Origin of the sequence: Bradyrhizobium sp. HKCCYLRH2015 (assembly GCF_051168215.1) — a bacterium.
In the GTDB taxonomy this organism is placed as follows: Bacteria; Pseudomonadota; Alphaproteobacteria; order Rhizobiales; family Xanthobacteraceae; genus Bradyrhizobium.
Genome location: NZ_JBNPUO010000002.1, coordinates 742,140 through 756,946, shown reverse-complemented (window position 1 = coordinate 756,946; position 14,807 = coordinate 742,140). Strand labels below are relative to the sequence as shown.

The 14,807-nt window shown below is 66.2% G+C and carries 12 protein-coding genes; 4 read left to right on the top strand and 8 right to left on the bottom strand.

The window, feature by feature from the left end:
* Position 1: 1 nt before the first annotated feature.
* Entirely contained in the window at positions 2-322 is a 321-nt protein-coding gene (locus ACQR1H_RS07540; RefSeq protein ID WP_315803782.1) for a hypothetical protein, read from the bottom strand.
* A gap of 205 nt (positions 323-527) precedes the next feature.
* Between ACQR1H_RS07540 and ACQR1H_RS07535 the strand changes: the two genes are divergently transcribed.
* Positions 528-1,775: a multidrug effflux MFS transporter gene (locus tag ACQR1H_RS07535; RefSeq protein ID WP_315803783.1), complete on the top strand. Its 1,248-nt coding sequence runs from the start codon at positions 528-530 to the stop codon at positions 1,773-1,775.
* 274 nt (positions 1,776-2,049) lie between these two features.
* Positions 2,050-2,232, top strand: a complete 183-nt coding sequence (locus ACQR1H_RS07530; RefSeq protein ID WP_316179851.1) for a hypothetical protein — start codon at positions 2,050-2,052, stop codon at positions 2,230-2,232.
* A 137-nt stretch (positions 2,233-2,369) separates the two neighbouring features.
* On the opposite strand, the gene ACQR1H_RS07525 is transcribed toward ACQR1H_RS07530, so the two are convergent.
* Positions 2,370-4,166, bottom strand: a complete 1,797-nt coding sequence (locus ACQR1H_RS07525) for a ShlB/FhaC/HecB family hemolysin secretion/activation protein (protein ID WP_434907362.1) — start codon at positions 4,164-4,166, stop codon at positions 2,370-2,372.
* Between the two features lie 127 nt (positions 4,167-4,293).
* On the opposite strand from ACQR1H_RS07525, the gene ACQR1H_RS07520 reads away from it, so the two are divergent.
* Positions 4,294-5,571, top strand: a complete 1,278-nt coding sequence (locus ACQR1H_RS07520; protein ID WP_434907361.1) for a FecR family protein — start codon at positions 4,294-4,296, stop codon at positions 5,569-5,571.
* A 152-nt stretch (positions 5,572-5,723) separates the two neighbouring features.
* Positions 5,724-8,474 carry an EAL domain-containing protein gene (locus tag ACQR1H_RS07515; protein ID WP_434907360.1) on the top strand — a complete coding sequence of 917 codons (2,751 nt, stop codon included), beginning with the start codon at positions 5,724-5,726 and terminating at the stop codon, positions 8,472-8,474.
* A gap of 174 nt (positions 8,475-8,648) precedes the next feature.
* Here ACQR1H_RS07515 and ACQR1H_RS07510 read toward each other — a convergent pair whose 3' ends face one another.
* The 6 genes from ACQR1H_RS07510 to ACQR1H_RS07485 all read right to left on the bottom strand — a co-directional run bounded on the left by ACQR1H_RS07510 (position 8,649) and on the right by ACQR1H_RS07485 (position 14,659).
* Positions 8,649-9,803 (bottom strand): IS4 family transposase, encoded by a 1,155-nt coding sequence (locus ACQR1H_RS07510; RefSeq protein ID WP_315800429.1) that lies wholly within the window; start codon positions 9,801-9,803, stop codon positions 8,649-8,651.
* A gap of 177 nt (positions 9,804-9,980) precedes the next feature.
* Positions 9,981-10,901, bottom strand: a complete 921-nt coding sequence (locus ACQR1H_RS07505; protein ID WP_315805594.1) for a polyphosphate kinase 2 family protein — start codon at positions 10,899-10,901, stop codon at positions 9,981-9,983.
* Complete coding sequence (locus ACQR1H_RS07500) at positions 10,898-11,614, bottom strand: NUDIX hydrolase (RefSeq protein WP_434907359.1); 717 nt, start codon at positions 11,612-11,614, stop codon at positions 10,898-10,900. The genes ACQR1H_RS07505 and ACQR1H_RS07500 overlap by 4 nt, the downstream gene beginning before the upstream one ends.
* Before the next feature lie 3 nt (positions 11,615-11,617).
* On the bottom strand, positions 11,618-12,631 hold the full coding sequence (locus ACQR1H_RS07495; RefSeq protein ID WP_434848271.1) for an ABC transporter substrate-binding protein: 1,014 nt from the start codon (positions 12,629-12,631) through the stop codon (positions 11,618-11,620).
* A gap of 220 nt (positions 12,632-12,851) precedes the next feature.
* Positions 12,852-13,637 carry an ABC transporter permease gene (locus ACQR1H_RS07490; RefSeq protein ID WP_315805591.1) on the bottom strand — a complete coding sequence of 262 codons (786 nt, stop codon included), beginning with the start codon at positions 13,635-13,637 and terminating at the stop codon, positions 12,852-12,854.
* 215 nt (positions 13,638-13,852) lie between these two features.
* Entirely contained in the window at positions 13,853-14,659 is an 807-nt protein-coding gene (locus ACQR1H_RS07485) for an ABC transporter ATP-binding protein (RefSeq protein ID WP_315805599.1), read from the bottom strand.
* Between the last annotated feature and the right edge of the window lie 148 nt (positions 14,660-14,807).

Here is a 14,807-nt window from a genome sequence, read left to right as displayed (position 1 = left end):
GCTAGTCCACCCTCTCGAGCGCATAGACGTCGATCGTCGGCTCCTCATAGGGATGCGCACTGCGGATCGCCTGGATCACGGACCTCAGCCTGTCCCCGGCGCACACGGCCTCGATGCGCTCCTCCTCGACCGTCTCGAGCCGGCCGACCGCGCCGATCGCCGGGTTGGCGCCGGCGAGCGGGCGAAACCGGCCGGTGCCCTTCGAGGTAAACGAACAATGATCATAGTTGCCGATGCGGCCGGCGCCCGCCTCGCCCATCGCGTGGCGCACGGCGTCACCCGCCGCTTCCGGGACATGGACGACGATCTTGTAGGTCTTCATGCGGGCCTGGATCCGGACGTCGATCACACGGCCGTTACCATCGCGGCGCCGCCGGCGCAATTTTCCGCGGCTCACGGGCAGTCACAATCACGCCAACGCCGGCACCGGTGAGCAGCCATTCCGAAACACGCCTTGTGCGACGCAGCAAACCCGATATCTATCGGTTCTCTCTCCCGCATTCCCAACACCGTGGAAGGCCCGCGCCTTGGCTGATACCAGTGCCGACACCATCGAGATCGTCCGCCACCGGCCGATGGGCTTCACCGAATTCGTCATCGTGGTCGCGGCGATCATGGCGCTCAATCCGCTGGCGATGGACATGATGCTGCCGGCGCTGCCGAACATCGGCGCCTCGTTCCATATCGACATCGCCAACCGGCTGCAGACGGTGCTGTCGGCCTTCGTCATCGGCTTCGGCCTCGGCCAGTTCGTGATCGGCCCGCTGTCCGACAGCTTCGGCCGGCGCCCGGTGCTGATCGGCGGCATGGTGCTGTATGCGGTCGCCAGCCTGCTCGCGATCGCCGCCCCGTCCTTCGAGATGCTGCTGCTGGCGCGCGCGCTGGAAGGCCTCGGCACCGCGGCGACGCGCGTGATTGCGACCTCGATCGTGCGCGACTGCTATGCCGGCCGCCGCATGGCGAGCGTGGTCTCGCTGGCGATGATGGTGTTCATCGCCATTCCTGTGATCGCACCGTCGTTCGGCCAGGCCGTGATGCTGCTGACGCAGTGGCGCGGCATCTTCGTGGTGCTGACCTTGTACGGCATCGTCACCTTGCTGTGGACCGCGATGCGGCTGCCCGAGACGCTGCCCGAGAGCGAGCGCAAGCCGTTCTCGGTCAAGGAGATCATCGCGGCCTTCCGCAACACCCTCACCAACCGCCAGACACTGGGCTATGCGCTCGCCGCGAGCGGCATCTTCGGCGCCGTGCTCGGCTATGTGCTGTCCTCGCAGCAATTGTTCACCGGCGTCTATCATCTCGGCCGCTACTTCCCGCTCGCCTTCGCGGCGATCGCGGTGACCATCGCGGTCGCCGGCTTCCTCAATGCCCGCCTCGTCGGGCGGCTCGGCATGCGCATGATCTCGCATGGCGCGCTGGTCGGCAGCGTCGTCATCGCGCTGGCCTGTTTCAGCGCGGCGGTTCTCGGCATGCTGCCGCTGTGGCTGTTCATGCTGCTGTCGGCGGGCATGATGTTCACGTTCGGCCTGATGTTCGCGAACTTCACCGCGCTGGCGATGGAGCCGCAGCGCGCCAATGCCGGCACTGCGTCGTCGCTGTACGGCTCGATTACCACCCTGCTCGGCATGGCCGCCGGCGCCGTCGTCGGCCAGGCCTTCGACGGCAGCGCGCTGCCGTTCGCGGCGGGCTTCCTGGCCTGCACGTCGAGCGCGCTGGTCATCGTCCTGATCACCGAGAAGGGCCGGCTGTTCCACGGCCATGGCAAGCCGGTCTAGATCTGAGGCATTTGGCTGATCCGAGCGGTCAGCCACGCTCTCGTTTCGCCTCGCTCCATCGGGAGAGGTCGGTGCGTAGCTCCGGTTGATGGGCCGCGTCCTTCGGCACGGAGATTTTTCGATCGGACGCACGGCAGACTGCGTTGCATTTGCTACACACAACTTCTTCTGCCAAGGTTGGTAACTTGGCATGCCGATACTGTGCGTGAAGACCTCCGGGACATCACCAGAATGCTGATGGGACATTCGGTGTCCGCGAGTGAAGGCTCAATCAATGGACACCGTCTACGTGATCCTGCTGATCACGACCCTCGTTCTGGGGTTCGTCGCAACCGTCCTATGGGGGCCAGACTTTGAGTGGTTTGGGCGCGATGTTGAGGCCGCTTACATCTTCAAGCTGGTCAGCGTCGGGCTGATCGTGTTCTTCCTGATCGCGATCACCTTCGGCCTCATCTGAGACCTCACAAACCCCAACGGCGCGGTACCCCGGAGGCGGCTAGTCACGATGAACGCATCATCGATTGCGTCTGATGCAATCCGTCCTCGCCCAATGGGAGAAGCGGACATCCGCCGCCGCACCGATCCCGCCAGTTCTCAGATGCAGGGGCCCTGCCCGCGCTGCGGGCACAGCTTGAGCACGCTCGACAGCGTCAGAAGCAGGCGCGCGCTGCGCGTCGTGTTGTCGGGGGCACGGTAGCTGAGCGGCGCGGCGACGCCGAGGTCGGCGCGCCAGTCGTTCGGGAAGGTGAAGCGGATCCCGGCTCCCGCCGAGGTCAGCGCCACGCCGTCGGACGGCCGGAAGCCGTCGTTCCAGGCGAGCCCGGCATCGAAGAAGCTGTAGAGCTGGTAGCTCGTGAGATATTGCCAGTTCGGCTTCTGCTCGAAGCGGACTTCGAACGTGCCGGCGACGCCGTTGTCGCCGCTGATCTCGGCGCTGCCATAGCCGCGGCCATAGGCGAGGCCGCCGAGATAGAACTGCTGCGAATTGTACAGCGGACCCGAAGCGAGCTGGCCGGCGGCGGCGAGCTTCAACGACCACGCCTCGGACAATGTCTGATAGCGCGCGAACCAGCCGTTGAAGACCGAGAAGCTCGGCGAGGCACCCGCGCGCGACGCGAGGGGATCGTCGAGCGGCGTCGCCCCGAACGCGTTCAGGCCCTGCCGGTAGGCCAGCGTCAGGTAGCTGTCGCCGCCGACATCATCCTTCCAGCGGTAGTCGGCGGTGAAGGTCAGCGTCCGGATGCGATCGCGATACCAGATGCCGAACAGGTCGCGCTCGGTCACGTCGCTGAAGGCGGCCGCGAGATTCAGTTTCAGCGAGGCGCGCTGCGACTGGATCGGCGCGAGGCCGCCGCGCAGCTCGAGCGTCTCGGTCACCGTATTGTCGTTGAACAGCCGTCTCCGGTCGCCCGGCCGGACCTCGCTGTACAGCGCGGAGGCGCCGACATAGGCGCCGTCGATGCCGACCGGCACCTCATAGGACAGCCGGCCGAACGCGAGCTGGCGCGGATCTCCCGGCGTCGTCGACAGGTTGGCGGTGAGCGTGTCGCCCGGCAGCAGATAGGAGTTGAAGGCGGCCGCGGCGTAGTTCTGCCAGGGACCGACGGTCGATGAGCCCAAATTGTCGACGCCGGCGAAGCCGTAGACGTGCCAGGTCTGCAGCTCGATCACCAGGCGAAACCGGCCGGTGGTGCCGCCGATCTCCTCCAGCGCGGAATCGACCAGACGGACGCCGCCGCGGCCGTTGATCAGCAGCAACTGCCGCTCCAGTGTCGCGAGCCGGGACGGCTGCTCCGCCAGCACGGGGCCGAGCATCGGCCTGATTCCGAACTCTTCCGCGCCGGCGCCCTTCAGGGTCACCTCGGTGATGCTGCCTTCGACGATCTGGATGCGCACCCGGCCATCATGGATGTCCTGCGGCGGTATGATCGCACGGCTGAGATGGTAGCCGGCGGCGCGATACTGATCGCTGATCGCGGTCGTGATCGCCGCGAGGTCGGCCTGCGACACCGGCTTGCCGAGATAGGGCTGATAGCTCGCGGCGAGCTGCTCGGCGGGCAGCGCGGACGCCCCCGTCAGCGTGACGGCGCGCATGGTGAACAAGGGCTTGCGATCGCCGCCGCCCTGGGGCGCGAATTGCGGCGCACGCGGCCGCGGCGGCGGCTGCGTCGACCGCGACTGTTGCTCGTCGAAATATCGCTCGGTCTGCCGCGGATCGAAGCTCGGCTGGCCGACCTGCTGCGCATGGGCCGTCGCTGCGAACAGCAACGCCGACAGGGAAATGCCGGCGGCGATCGCGGTTCCACGCAGCCGTAGCAAGCCGTGCGGTACGGCCGCGAAGTCGCGCCAACCCGCAGTCCTCCCAGTTCCGTCGACACAACCAGCGCGCATGCCTCGTTTTTAGTTTGTTAAGGTCAACGAAGCGTAAATGCGTGAGGAAAACACGGCTGCAACTCCTAAGGGTCTCTTGAAACATTTCGATTAGTTTCAAAAGCCGCCAACGATGCGAGTTCGTGCCATGTCATCCAAGCGCTTCCTGATACCGGGACTGATCGCCGCGTGCCTTTTCGGTGCAATGCCGGCCGCATTCGCGGCCGACGGTGAGCCGTGGCTGGTGAGCAAATCGTCCGGTGAGGTCTGGGTCACCACCCAGGGCGCAGCGCAGGTATCGCTCGGCCGCGAGGACCCGCTCAAGCCAGGCGATACGATCCGCACCGGGCCGACCGGCCGCGTCCGCCTGACCCGCGGCGCCGAGACGATCGTGATCGCGCCGAACTCCGAGGTCGGCCTGCCCGCCGCGGCCAAGGACGGCATGGCGACGACCATCCTGCAGCGCGCCGGCTCGATTCTGCTCGACGTCGAGAAGCGCAACGTCCAGCATTTCGAGGTCGAGACGCCCTATCTCGCCGCCGTCGTCAAGGGCACGCAGTTCAGCGTCACGATCTCAGGCCGCAGCACCAAGGTCGAGGTCAGCCGCGGCCAGGTGCAGGTGTCGGACTTCAAGACCGGCCAGATCGCCCAGGTGATGCCGGGCCAGGCCGCCACCGCCTTTGCGACCGGCCGCTCCGGCCTCAGCCTGTCCGGCGCCGGCACCTTCAGCCCGATCGAGCAGGGCCCGCCGCGCGCCTCCACCATCGATCGCGTTCCGGTGCCGCGCGACGGCCTGCAGGCGCCGCGCGAGGCCAAGGGCAGCGTGATCCACGCGCTGAACGTCAACGGCCCGCCCGCGCGTCCGGGCACAACGGTCGCCGCTCAGCGGCATTCTGCGACCGGATTCGGCGGCGCGAAGCCCGGCGTGGTGCGGATCTCGTCATCGATCGGCGAGGTCAATTTGAACATCCAGAAGGCGACGCGCGGCCTCGCCCATGGCGCCCATACGCCGGCCGCAGGTGCAGGACGAAGCACCGCCTGGAATGATGCGCGCGGCAACAGCGGCAATTCGACGAGCAACTCGGCGACCGCGAACGGCTCGTCGGGAGATTCCTCGATCGCGGCCGCCGTCACCGCGGCGATCGGTTCGCCGAGCGGATCCGCCAGCGCCAATGCGGCCGGCAATGGCGACGCCGGCAATGGCAACGGCAACGGTGGCAGCCGCGGCAGCAACAATGACGGAAGTGGCAACGGCAACAACGGCCAGGGCAACAACGGCAACGGCAACGGCGGCAACGGAAACAGCGGCAACGGCAACAGCGGCAACGGCAACAGCGGCAACGGCAACAGCGGAAACAGCGGTCACGGCAATAGCGGCAACCATGGCAACGGCAATGCCTACGCTTACGGTCACAACAAGAACTGAGTATCCGCCATCGAGCGTCACGCCGACGTCATGCGTGCTCATGGGGGGAGCGCAGGCCAGCAGGGATCCTGATGGCTCTGTGCGCGGAGCGGGATGAGATTGGGATCGACGTGGCACGCAGTCATTCGAGAGACGGGACGTTCAGGCGGTTCATGCCGCATATTCTGGTCGTCGTTGCGCTGCTGACGGTCGGCCTGTCGGGCGGCCACGAGCTGGTGAGCAACGCCCTCGTCGATCTGCGCTTTCGCCTCGACAACCGCCCCGCCAGCGGCGAGATCGCGGTGGTCGCGATCGACCCGCGCTCGATCGAAGCCATCGGCGTCTGGCCGTGGCCGCGGACCCAGCATGCGCGCCTGCTCGAGCAGTTGCAGCGCGCCGGCGTCCGCGACGTCGCCTTCGACGTGGATTTCAGCACGCCGTCCGACGCGGCCGGCGATCAGGCCTTCCTGACCGCGCTGCAGAATGCCAAGAGCTCGATCGTGCTGCCGGCCTTCAGGCAGCTCGATGCGGCCGGGAAGGACACCGCCATTCACCTCAACCGGCCGCTGCCGCAATTCGAGCAGCTCGCATGGTCGGCCTTCGTGAATATCGAGGTGGCGCGCGATGGCCGCGTCAGAAGCTATGCTTTCGGCGAATATTGCGAGACCGGCGGGGGCAAAACCTTCCTGCAGTCCATGGGCGCGTTCCTCGCCGGCAGCGATGCGGTCAAGGACAGCTCCTTCCTGGTCGACTACGGCATCGATCTGTCGTCGCTGCCGCGGGTGTCGTATGTCGACGTCCTCCGTGGCGACGCGGCGGCGCTGGCCCGGATCAAGGACAAGCGGGTGATCGTCGGCGCCACCGCGATCGAGCTCGGCGACTATTACAGCGTGCCGAACGGCCGCGTCCTGCCCGGCGTCATGCTGCAGGCGCTGGCGGCCGAGTCCATCATTCAGCATCGCACGCTGCTCTCGACGTCGACGGCCGCCACCCTGGGCGGCCTGCTGCTGATCGTCATCATCATGCTGGCGAGCTGGCGGCACCTCTCGGCGGCGCGGCGCGCGCTGCTGATCGCCATGATCAGCGTCCTGATCGAGGCCGTGGCGCTGCTGCTGCACGACCGCTACGCCCTGGTGCTCGACACCTCGATGCTGCAGATCGCGCTGGTCGCCTATCTCGCGGCCACGGCCCTCGACGAGATCGACTTCCGCGGCCTGCTGCGGCACGTCGCCGAGAGCCGTTTCGAGCGGATCGCGATGTCGATCGGCGACGGGCTGGTCTGTACCGACCGCGACCGGCGCATCACGGTGTGGAATCCGGGCGCAGTCGCGATCTTCGGCTACGGTGCCGACGAGATCATCGGCCAGCCCTTTGCGCGTCTGCGCGCCGACGGCAGCGACACCCATGACCTGTTTCCGCAGCAGGAGGCGGCGCTGCCGGCGACGTTGATGCCCGACGGCTCCACGATCGAGTTCGACGGCCGGCGCAAGGACGGCGAGGTATTTCCGGTCGAGGCGAGCTTCTCCGCCTGGCAGGGCGCCGACGGCCTGCAATATGGCGTGATCCTGCGCGACATCTCGGCGCGCAAGCGCGAGGCCGAGCGCATCCGCTACCTCGCCGAGCACGACACGCTGACCGCGCTGATCAACCGCAACACGCTGCAGAGCGAGCTCGCCGCCATGATCGCGACCGCGGATGCCGCGTCCGACCGCGTGGCGCTGCTGGTGGTCGGGCTCGATGCCTTCCAGCGCATCAACGACATGCTCGGCCACGCCTTCGGCGACGGCGTCTTGCGCGCGGCGGCCGAGCGGCTCCGCACCGAGATCGGCAGCATGGGCCGCGTCGCCCGGCTCAGCGGCGACGAGTTCGCCGTCGCCATTCCCTGCTCCGCCATCGGCGGCACGGTGGCCGAGCTCGCCGATCACCTGTCGCATTTGTTCGAGGCGCCGCTGGACGCGGGCACGCGCCAGCAGCGCGTCAAGGTCACCCTCGGCGTCGCGGTGCATCCCGAGGGCGGGCACTCGGCAGACGAGTTGCTCAGCAATGCCCACCTTGCCCTCTGTCGCGCCAAGATGGACCGGCGGGGCGGCCATGTGCTGTTCGAGAGCGCCATCCGCCACGAGCTCGAGCAGAGATTGACGCTGGAGGCGGAGCTTGCGCTCGCCGTCGAGCGGAACGAATTCGAGCTGTTCTACCAGCCGCAGGTGGAGCTGTTGGACGGCCGCGTGATCGGCGCCGAGGCGCTGATCCGGTGGCGTCACCCGACCCGCGGCCTCGTGCCTCCCGGTGATTTCATTCCGGTCGTCAACACCTCGCATCTTTCCGAGGCGGTTGCGACCTGGGTCATGGCCACCGCCTGCCGGCAGGCGCGGGACTGGCAGCTCGCCGGCCACGACATTCGCGTCGGCGTCAACCTCTCGCCGTCCCAGTTCCAGTCCGGCGACCTCGCGGCCTTCGTCAGCAAGCTGCTCACCTCGACCGGCCTGTCGCCGCGCCTGCTCGAGCTCGAAGTCACCGAGGACATCCTGCTGCACGACGAACCGGGCGTGCTGCAGACGTTCAACCGGCTGCAGGCACTCGGCGTCAGCCTGGTGTTCGACGATTTCGGCACCGGCTATGCAAGCCTGAGCTATCTGAAGAAATTCCCGCTCGACGGTCTGAAGATCGACCGTTCCTTCGTGCGCGACGTGCTGACCCAGGCCGACGACGCGGCCATCGTCGGCTCGACGGTCAGCCTGAGCAAGCAGCTCGGCCTGTCGGTGATCGCCGAGGGCATCGAGAACGCGGCGACGGCCGAGTTCCTGCTGCGGCTCGGCTGCGAGCAGGGACAAGGCTATCACTTCGGCAAGCCGATGCCGGCAGCGGATTTCACGCAGCGGTTCCTGCAGGTGCACGAGGACACACGCCAAGCCGGCGCGGCGTGAGGTGAGATGGCGGGATTGATGCGAGCGGATGGGCCATGCGTGTTCACGCTCGCATCTCTCGCGTGTCGAGCACTAATCCACCGTTATGTCCGGGCGCCCAGTTCAAGGTTGGGCCCATGCGAGCGCCTGACTCACTGATCCGTCATGGCCGGGCTTGACCCACGGCTGTCCGGTTCAGCTTCCGCATATTGCGAGGCTCAACTGTTGTGGGTTTTTGGCAAGTTGGGGTGGCCCCGTGAGCAATTGATCGATGGGGCGGCGATGCATGAGGTTGGTGCGGACCAATCTGGCAAAGACCAAGGGGCTTTGGATTGCCTTCTGAAGGTCTTGCGCGAGGCGAAGCAAGAGGAAGGCGATCAGGGCAACGGCGATCTGGATACGAACGGCGTTCTCAGAAGTCCCGAGGAACCTGGTGATCTTGAGGGTCTGCTTGACCCAACGAAAGAACAACTCGATGGCCCAGCGGCGACGATAGAGGTCGGCGATCTCTTGAGCGCTGGCATCGAGGTCGTTCGACAGGATGCGCAGGATCTTTCCCGTTTCCAAGGTGACGCGCACTTCGCGCACCGCAGTCTGCATTGGATTGCGGCGGCTGTAGGCTTGGCGTTGTGGAAGGAAGCCGATGCGGTCGGAGAGGATGTTGCCATCCGCGATGACAGGCAACTCCTCCACGACCCGCAGCGGCGTATTGGATTTGAACCGGGTCACGATTCGACAACCGGCGGCGTCCAGTTGAGCCCACCAAGCATATTCATAATAGCCGAGATCGAAGACGTAGGTTGCTCCCGGCTCGATGGGCATCTGATGCGCTGCAGTATTGTCGTTGACGTTGGCTCCGCTGATTGCCGCATAAATCGGCCGGTCGGCGTCGGCATCATAGATCACATGCACCTTGGCACCGCAGACACCGGTAGAGAACCGTGCCCAGCCAGCGCTGGCTTCTGTCAGCCGTACGCTGGTCGAATCAATCAAATACGTCGTCTCGGCAAGCTTGCGGCGTAACCGGCGATGGGCCTGCTTCATCATGATGGCCAACAGGGCGGCAAACATCTCCGCAGGCCGATTCATATTGGCGTCCGCGAAAGTCGAGCGGCGGACAGGGCCCCCACCCAGGTGATAAAGCCGCGCGGTGTGGCTCGACAGCCCGGTGACAATCTCACGCAGACTGGAAGCCCCCGAAAGCTGACCGTACAGCAGCGCCACAAATTGGTCTTTGGTGGAAAGCCGTCGAATCCGCGCGTCCGTGCCATGCTCGTCCACAAGCGCCTCGAAGCGATGCCAGGGGACCAACTTCAGAATGTCTCGGAATACTGTATTCTGATGCGGCATGGCGGGACCTTCCTGGTGTGTCTCGAACATTTGGCGATGCTCAAGACCGCAGAAGAATCCACGCCATGCACCATGTCCAGTCTGTCTGAACCGGACAGCCGTGGGTCAAGCCCGGGCATGACGAGCTGACTAGCGGGTGCCACGGACGAACGAGAGAGTGCGACGAGCGCTTCGCACTCAGCCCTTCTTGCCGCCCTTGCCTTCGCTCTCGAGCGCCTTGCGCACCGCCTTGAACTCCTCGCGCGAGCCGGCGTCGACGCGCGGAAAATGCAGGTCCAGGCCATCCAGCGCGGCGACGATGGTCGAGCCGATGACGACACGGGCGAACCATTTGTGGTCGGCCGGAACGACATGCCACGGCGCATAGGGCGTCGAGGTGTGGCGCACGATGTCCTGATAGACCGCCTGGTAGCGATTCCACCTCGCGCGCTCGGTGACGTCGCCCATCGAGAACTTCCAGTTCTTCGCCGGCTCCTCCAGCCGGTCGAGAAAGCGCTCGCGCTGCTCCTCCTTGGAGATGTTGAGGAAGAACTTCAGGATCACGGTGCCGTTGCGCGTGAGGTAGCGCTCGAACGCGGAGATGTCCTCGAAGCGCTCGTGCCAGATGTTCTTGGTGACGAGCCTCGGCGGCAGCTTCTCCGCTTTCAGGATCTCCGGATGCACGCGCGTGACCAGGCATTCCTCGTAGTAGGAGCGGTTGAAGATGCCGATGCGGCCGCGCTCGGGGAGCGCGATGGCGCTGCGCCACATGAAGTCGTGGTCGAGCTCCTTGGAGGTCGGCTGCTTGAACGAGGTGACCTCGCAGCCCTGCGGATTGACGCCCTCGAAGATGCTCTTGATCGCGCTGTCCTTGCCGGAGGCGTCCATGCCCTGCAGCAGCACCAGCACCGACCAGCGGTCCTGCGCGTAGAGCTTCTCCTGGAAGTCGGCGAGCCGCTGGCGGTTCTGCTCGATGATCGCCTCGCCCTCTTCCTTGGCGAGGCCGCCCTTGACCTTGGTCTTGTGCGACTTGAGATGAAACTTGTGTCCGCCATCGATCCGGAACGGCGAGATGAAACCATCGAGCTCATCGGCCAGCGTGCGCGGTTTCTTGCTCATGAGGACGGCTCTCCGGGGCTGAATTGCGTTTCGAGGAAGGCGGTCACGAAGCGCGGCATCGCCGCAGTCAGATCATTCCTGCTTCGAACCAGCCGTATCGAGCAGAGTTCCGGCTCGCCCTGGGCCGCGAGGTTGGCCTCGATGCGGCGCTGCAGAGCCTCGCCCATGTCAGAGGCGTCGAGCACACGCATCAGCGCGATCGACGCGCCGGTCACGACACAGTCCCAATGCGCCGCGGCCTGATAGTCCGATGGCGCGAGTCCCGTCTCCTCCTCGACCTCGCGCGCGACGTTGGCGGCGAGATCGAGCACACCGTCGCTGACGTCGTCGAGATCCGGCGTGCCGGCGGGAAAGTACAGCCGGCCGGCATTGGCGGTATGCGCGCCCATCTCGCCGAGCACGAAGGCGCCGTCCGCGGACCGCAGCGCGCCCATGCCGAAGCCGTTGAAGGCGGTGCGATCCGGAAAGCCCCAGTCGCGCCACGCCAGCAGGCTGGCGAAATCGGTCTCGAAATAGCTCGCCGAAAAACGTCCATCCGCGATGCGCGGATTGCGCCCGAGCAGCACACGGCCGTTCCACAGGCCCGGCCTGGCGCGCCGGCATTCGGCAAAATGCGCCGCGATGTCGTCGCGGCGCTGGTTCGCGAACGGCCAGTCCCACGGCTCGACCTTGAGGTCGAGCGTGGTGACGCGCTGGATGACGACGTCCGTCATCCGCTATTTCGCCCCCTTCGCCTGCTCGACGAACTTGTTGGTGAAGGTCTTGCTGACGTCGACATTGGCCTTGGCGACGTCGGGCGAGCCGGTCGAGAACACCGCGAGCACGGCGTCGGCGCCCTTCGGATCCATCTTGCCGGTCTGGGAGTACATCGGGATGGTGTTCTTCAGCGCCGCGAGATACAGCGCCTTGTCCTTGCCAACCAGCTCCTCCGGCATCTTCGCCATGATCTCCTCCGGCGTATGCGAATGGATCCAGCCCAGCGTCGCCACGATGGCGTTGGTCAGCGCCTGCGCCTCCTTGTCATGGCCGGCGATCCAGGCCGCCGTCGAGTACAGCGCGCCGCCGGGATATTCGCCGCCGAACACCTCCAGCGTGTCGTGCTGGGTGCGGGTATCGCTGAGGATCTTGAGGTCCGGATGCTTGCCCTGCAGCACGGTGACCGAGGGATCGAGCATCACGGCCGCGTCGATCTGGCCCTGCTCCATCGCCGCCACCGCGGTCGCGCCGAGGCCGACGCCGATCACCGCGGTACCCGACGGATCGAGGCCGTTCTTCTTCAGCATGTACTTCAGGAAGAAATCGGTCGAGGAGCCCGGCGCGCTGACGCCGACCTTCTTGCCGGCGAGATCCTTGATCGAGCTGATCTCCTTGTTGTGCGACGGCGCCACCACCAGCACGAGACCGGGATAGCGGTCGTAGACGACGAAGGACTGCATCTCCTGCTTCTTGGCCGCGAGATTGACGCAGTGATCGAAATAGCCGGAGACGACGTCGGCGCTGCCGCCGAGCACCGCCTTCAGCGCATCCGAGCCGCCCTTGAGATCGACCAGCTCGACGTCGAGCCCGGCCTTCTCGTATTCGCCGAGCTGCTTGGCCAGCACGGTCGGCAGATAGCACAGGCACGCGCCGCCGCCGATTGCGATGGTGACCTTGGTGGCAGCCGAGGCGAAACCGGTGCTCAGCGAAAGCGCCAGCAGCGCGCCGGTGACCCGGCCGATGATCTTGTTCATGTGTTTCCTCCGTTCTGTCGTTGGTCAGATTAGGCGTGTTGATGTGGCTTTAGAAGGCTGCGCCACCCACCGCCGTCGTCCCGGCGAACGCCGGGACCCATAACCCCAGGGAGTGGTTTGGGCACACGGGACGACCCGTCTTTTCCAACCGCGATATCACGCGGTATGGGTCCCGGCGTTCGCCGGGACGACGGCGGAGGATGTGGGAGCACCGCGCCCCTCACCGTCCATCCGCCGCGTCAGGCCGCCACACCAGGAGCCGCCGCTCCACCAGCGTGACGCAGATGTCGATCAGGATGACGAACGCCGACAGCACGAACATGCCGGCGAACACGCCGGCGACGTCGAAGATGCCTTCGGCCTGCTGGATCAGATAGCCGAGGCCGGCGGCCGAGCCGAGATATTCGCCGACGACAGCGCCGACGACGGCGAAGCCCACCGAGGTGTGCAGCGACGAGAACATCCAGGACAGCGCCGACGGCCAATAGACGTGGCGCATCAACTGCCGCTCGCTCATGCCGAGCATGCGGGCATTGTCGCGCACCACGGTCGAGACCTCCTTCACGCCCTGATAGACGTTGAAGAACACGATGAAGAAGACGAGCGTCACGCCGAGCGCGACCTTGGACCAGATCCCCAAGCCCAGCCACAGCGTGAAGATCGGCGCCAGCACCACGCGCGGCAGCGCATTGGCCATCTTGACGTAGGGATCGAACACGGCGGCCACCAGCGGCTTGCGCGCGAACCAGAAGCCGACCAGGACGCCGCCGAGCGAGCCGATCGCGAACGCCAGGATCGATTCCCACAGGGTGATCGCGAGGTGCTTCCAGATCGCGCCGGTCGAGAACCATTTGACGACCTGCGCTGATACGTCGACCGGATTGGAGAAGAAGAATGGCGGAAGCCAGATGCGCCCGAACACCGGCACGGTGGCGAAGAACTGCCACAGCGCAATCGCGACGATGGCGACCAGCAGCTGCAGCGCGAGCAAACCAAGACGCGACATTCAGGCCGCCTCGCGCTGCGTGAGGGGTCCACGGCCGACGCCACTTGCGCCGCTGCGCTCCCTCCCCCCTTGTGGGGGAGGGCTGGGGAGGGGGGTCCCCCAACCACCAGTCTTTCCGGGGTACCCCCCTCCCCGACCCTCCCCCACAAGGGGGGAGGGAGCACACTGCACGCGCCGAAACAGCGGGGCTCCCACGAAGCTCATTGCCGCCCCCATCACACCGCCTCCGCCTGCTTGTAGGTCTTCTCGACCTCGGACTTCAGCGTCTGCCAGATCTCGCGATGCAGCTCGTGGAACTCGTGCTTCATGCGCACCTCGAAGATGTCGCGCGGGCGCGGCAGGGTCACGCGCCAGTCGCCGATGATGCGCGAGGCCGGTCCCGCCGACATGATGACGACGCGGTCGGCGAGCGCGATCGCCTCCTCCAGATCGTGAGTGACGAACAGCACCGCCTTGCGGTCGGCATTCCAGAGATCGAGCAGCAAATTGCCCATGATCTGCCGCGTCTGCGCGTCGAGCGGCCCGAACGGCTCGTCCATCAGGATGATGCGGGGATTGCGGATCAGCACCTGGGCGAGCCCGACGCGCTTGCGCTGGCCGCCCGACAGCATGTGCGGATAGCGGTTGCCGAAGGCGCCGAGGCCGACCGAGGTCAGCCATTGCTGCGCCTTGGCGGCCGCATCCTTCGACGGCGAGCCCGCGACCTCGAGCCCGATCGCGACGTTCTCCAGCGCGGTCTTCCATGGGAACAACGCATCGGCCTGGAACAGGTAGCCGGCGTCGCGATTGAGGCCGGCCAGCGGCTGGCCGAAGATGCGCACCTGGCCGGCGGCCGGCTTCAGCAGTCCCGCCGCCACGTTGAGAAGGGTGGATTTGCCGCAGCCGGTCGGCCCGACGATGGCGACGAACTCGCCGTCGGCGACGGCCAGATCCGCCGTCTCGACGGCGGTGTAGGTGCGTCCGCCGGCGAGACGGAATGCCACCGTCGTTCGCTCCAGCGCGACCGCGGCGGCCGTGGGCATCGTCACGTCCAAGTTCCTCCCCGGAGAATGGCCGGGACGGCTTAGCCGCTTGCGCGGCGAAGTTCAACGCGCGGCCCGGACGTGCTAGGTCATCTGACTGAGCCCAAGGCCAACACCTCCGCCAACACCTCGGCCAACCGTTCCGCAA